We start from the raw sequence: 4,371 nt of genomic DNA, 5'->3' as shown, positions 1-4,371 counted from the left end.
TACTTGATCGGGCTACACATCAACGAGCGGCAGAACGCCGCCCGGAAGGAACCCCGCAAAGATTAAGCGCCCGGATTGAGCCGCCAGAGGGCGAAGTTCAAGGCGCTCGCAAAACCCACCCAGCCCCAATAGGGCAGCAGCAAGGCGCCGGCCAGGGGCCGTGCCCGCCAAAAGGCGAGCGTCGTCGCGCCGATGGCCAGCCACAAAAGGCCGATGTCGAGCAAGGCCAGAAAGGGCGAGCGCCCCCAGAAGAAGAGGTAGGACCAGAGCAGGTTGAGCAGCAGCTGCAAAAAATACAGCCGCAGGGCCCCGCTGCGCAGGCCGACCTCCCGCCAAGCGAGCCAGGCGGCCACTGCCATCACGACGTAGAGGACCGTCCACACGGGGCCAAAGACCCAGGGCGGGGGATTCCAGTCGGGCTTGCTCAGGCCCTGGTACCAGGTCGGAATTTCGGAAAAGGTTGCCCAGGCACCCGCGGCCTGCACTGCCACGCTCAGCAGGAGAAATCCGAGTAGGACCAAGGTCGATCGCTTCGTCATGCGGCCATGCTAAGGGCCCCGCCGCCTTTTGCCCAGCGGATTCGACGCCGGCCCCTCGCCGGATCGCCGGTTATCTGAGGCGCGGCTCCCCTAAATAGTCCTGCTCGACCCTCGAGCGCAGGTAAATCCCCAAGCCCTGCGGCGCCAGCAGGCGAATCCTCTCCCACTCCGAGAGTTCGCCGTTCTTCAGCAAGAAGTGCAGTTCTTCCAGCGAGGCCCGCATCTCGGCGCGCAGCAGGCCCGCGGGGTCTTGGAAGGGCAGCACCCGATGATGGCTATAGTGCTCGAATTCATGGACCGTCCAGCCGGCCACGCGCAGGGCGCGATGGGCCTTTTCCTCCAGCGTCAGGGCGGCGGCGGGAGCGACGACGGCCACCGTGGGCCGCCCCGTGGCGCTCTTGCCCGCGGGCAGGAACAGGGACAGCGCGGGATCCTTGGAGACCCGGCTCTGCTCCTGCCGCAGCCAGAGATCCTGCATCTGGGCGTAGCTGAGCAGCTGCAAGTCGACCTCACCTTTCAGGAAGGCCTCGCGGGCGCGCCGCGATAGGGGCGTGGGCTGCAGGTCGAGGAGATCCAATACGTCCATCCCGTGCATCGGGGATAGCGACGTCCTCAATCCAAGCGCCTGATTTCCTTCCGCGCGGGCGCGCAGTAATTCCGCGGCCCGCTCGTGGAAGGTGGCCCGGCGCCGCGCGGCCTCGGCGGGGCTCCCCAAATTCGGAAGGTCTTCATAAAAACGCGCGAGCTTGGCTGCGAAGGGGGAGTCGTCGAGGAAACCGGTCTCGAAGCCGCGGTTCAACTTCGCTCCAGCCGCGCGCCAATCTTTCCTCGCCGCCTCCGTCGCGAAGGCGGCCCTCGCCTGCTCCAGGGCGAAGGTCTTGGGGAAGGCGATGTCGCCCAACTTTTCCAGAGGCCCCTCGGTGGCCGTCAGCTTGAAGAGGCGGTCTAGGTAGAGAACCGGCACGGGGCTGCGGAAGGCCTGCCCCGCCGCGGCGGCCAAGACCCTGCCCCAATCCGGATCGCCCCGCAGCAATTCGAACATCCCCACCAGACCGCGACGGAGGACGGGCAGGTCCATCGCCTGATGAACCGGACCCCGTTCTTTCTGGACGGCGATCGGCGCGTTGCGGGCGGGGTTGCGGAATTCCGGCGCGATCTTGCGGGCGTGATAGGCCTTCAGATAATCGGCGATCAGCTTTCGGGCGAGATCGGCGGCGACGCGGTCGACTGGACCCTTGTTTAAAGGAAGGGCCTCGACCGCGGCCCGCCAGGGGGCCGGCAGGGCTTCCTGCGAGGCGGCGTGCAAGACCTCGAGGCCGTAGCGGCGATGCCACTCGCGCTGCCGGAAAAACCGCTCCAGCGCGGGGATCCCCGGTTCCTGGGAGACCACGCGCATCAAGGATCCGAGGGCCAATGCGTCCCGCTCGACGAGGCTGCGCTCGAAGGCCTCCTGCACCAGGCTGTCGTAGAAGGAGCCCCGCGCGCGGCGCAGCGGATCCAGCTCGGAGACGCAGGCGAAGACCGAGCCGGCGCCGAGCAGCAGGTTCTCGACCCGGTCGGCGGCGGAGCGCTCGAGCTCGCGCTCCGAGACCTTCAGCAGGAGCTCTCCATAGACCTCTTGGACGGCGGAGGAGGTCTTGGCGACCTGCTCCCGAAGCTTGCGCAGTCCGGGCGCCTCGGGGTCCTGGCGCAACTTCGCCGCGAGCTTCTCGCCGAAGCGGCGCGTGACGGTTCGCAAGTCGGAACCGGTCCCGCTTTCCTGGCTGAAATTGAAAAAGCGGTCGGGGAGCCGCGGCCGCTCCTCGACTCCGACGCCCGATCTTCCAGCCACGATACCTTCCGCCGCAAAGGCGTGTCGCGGCGCCGTCGCGACCGCCGCCTTCGAAAACCCGCCCTCCTGTATTTTGGCATGCAGCTCCAACTCCCGCGACCAGGCACCGAAGCGCGGGCCTAGGGCGGCCTGCGCGAGACGCCCACCCGCTTGAAAATGAAGATAGGTGGCCAGGGATTCGAAGAGCAGCGAAGAAAAATCGCCGGCGGGACTCCAGCCTAAATGTTGGTCCGCGACCTGCGCCGTCGCGATGCCGGCAAGGACTCCGGCCTGCCTGGCCAAGGGGGATCTCGTCAGGCCCCTGGTGGCGGCGCCCGCTCCCTTGAGCAGGCCAAGATGCAGCGCGGTTCGTGACAAGTCCTCGCCGAGGCCCGGCGCCGGGGCATCGCCGCCCAACACCCGCTCCAAGCCGCGCCGGGCAAAGACGAAGGCCGGCACCTCCGCCAAAAATCCCGCCGTCCCGGCGGCCAGCGAGGCCCCGGCCCCGCGCGTAAGCCAATGCGCCTGCGGCCGGGCCAAGAGCCGGCCGAGGGTTCCGATACGCACCGTCCGAAAGACCAGGCCGGCGGCCGTCATGGCCCCCAACATCGCCGGGTCGCTCGCCTCGTGGAAGAAGCCACCGAGCCGAATCTCAATACGGTCGCCGATGCGCCCGCCTCCGGCCAGGACCGCCAAGCGACGCTGTGCCTGAGCGCGGATCGCCGGCGACAAGGCGGGATCGTCCAGCGCGCGGTAATAGGCCGGCGCAGACGGAGATCCCGAGGCCTCGAGACCCACGGCAAAATCCAGCGCGGCGCGGGCGAGCAGCTCGGGATCGGTCTCCGCTTGCAAGGCGCGCCAGGCCTCCCGCTGCGCGGGGCTCAGCGCCTCAACGGCGAAATCGCCGTCCTGCGCCCCGGACCGCGGGCATGGCTGCCCCGCCTCACAGGGCGATGCCCCGAATGAGCGTGCGGATAGGAGTGTCCCCGTCGCGGACATGCGACCCCCTGGAATGTCGATCGTTGGATAAAAGGGTTTATTGGAGTGGTTTGAAGGCGGATAAACCCCGAGCTATTGGCGTTATAGCTTTTCGCCCGGGGTTTGGGCAAGTTGCTTCGAAAAGCGGGTGACAGTTTTTTACCGCGTAGGCCGAGGCGGCTCGCGGGCTCAATTCGGAGCGTAGACCTTGATTTCCAGCATCTTACCGTTGGAAAGGGCGCCCGAAGCTTGGGACAAGGTCAGGCGGAAACTTAACCCCTGCCCTTTTGCGTCGGAAAACGGCTCCGGGCCGATAACCTGCTTGGGATCCAGGGCGGCGCCGTAGCTGTCTTGGACCATCTTCAAGAGGGACTCCGCATGACTACGATCCTTGGCGCGCAGGCTGAGGGAATAGCGGTCGTAAAACTCCATATCGACCAAGGTGTTGTTATTGTCGATGGGGTCTCCCCATTTGTCGACCAGGTCCTTGACGCTTTCCAACATCGAATAGGCCCGCGGGGTCTTTTCATTCTGCTCGGCGATCCAACCAAGGATTTGAAAGGCGCGCAGCTCCAAGGGCAGCTTGACGGGGATGTTTTGCGGATTCTCCAACAGCAAGAGGGGAATAACGTCTTCTAGGGCCGTTGCTTTCCCGGTCTGCTTCACGGAAACCCTCGCCACCTCGATCGCCAGTTTCGCATCCGTGCCAAGCGGCCCCTCGACGACGACCTGATGCTTGGGGTTGGCCAGGGAAGTGAAAGTGAAGACGGCCCGGGAATCGCCGGATTGGCGGAAGGAAAATAGTTGTCCCTCCAATTGCGCGATGGGCGCGGCCGGGTTGAAGGCCCCGGGATAGGGTTTGAATGAAAATTGATGGCCGGCCACGAGCATGTTGCCGGCGAGGGCCTCGAGGTAGCCTTGCGCGCGAATCTCCCCCAAAGTCGTACCCGGCAGGAGAATCGCGGGATGCTGCGGGTGAAAGAGCCCGGAAAAACCCGCGTCTCCCAAGGTCCAGGCCTTCCGCTCCTCGGAGATCAGGGCCAC

The 4,371-nt window shown here is 66.0% G+C and carries 2 protein-coding genes; both read right to left on the bottom strand.

Features of this window, described 5'->3' with window-relative positions:
* Positions 1 to 62: 62 nt before the first annotated feature.
* Positions 63 to 539, bottom strand: a complete 477-nt coding sequence (locus FBR05_14865; GenBank protein MDL1873460.1) for a tryptophan-rich sensory protein — start codon at positions 537 to 539, stop codon at positions 63 to 65.
* A gap of 70 nt (positions 540 to 609) precedes the next feature.
* Positions 610 to 3,348: a hypothetical protein gene (locus tag FBR05_14860; protein ID MDL1873459.1), complete on the bottom strand. Its 2,739-nt coding sequence runs from the start codon at positions 3,346 to 3,348 to the stop codon at positions 610 to 612.
* Positions 3,349 to 4,371: the final 1,023 nt, after the last annotated feature.

It is taken from the genome of Deltaproteobacteria bacterium PRO3, from assembly GCA_030263375.1.
In the GTDB taxonomy this organism is placed as follows: Bacteria; UBA10199; UBA10199; order DSSB01; family DSSB01; genus DSSB01.
The sequence above is the reverse complement of the archived record's forward strand: the minus strand, read 5'-3'. Positions and strand labels throughout refer to the sequence as shown.

What these genes read in the sequence shown, in the direction of transcription:
- FBR05_14865 (MDL1873460.1), bottom strand. Translation starts at nt 539, where the DNA reads ATGACGAAGCGATCGACCTTGGTCCTACTCGGATTTCTCCTGCTGAGC.
- FBR05_14860 (MDL1873459.1), bottom strand. Translation starts at nt 3,348, where the DNA reads ATGTCCGCGACGGGGACACTCCTATCCGCACGCTCATTCGGGGCATCG.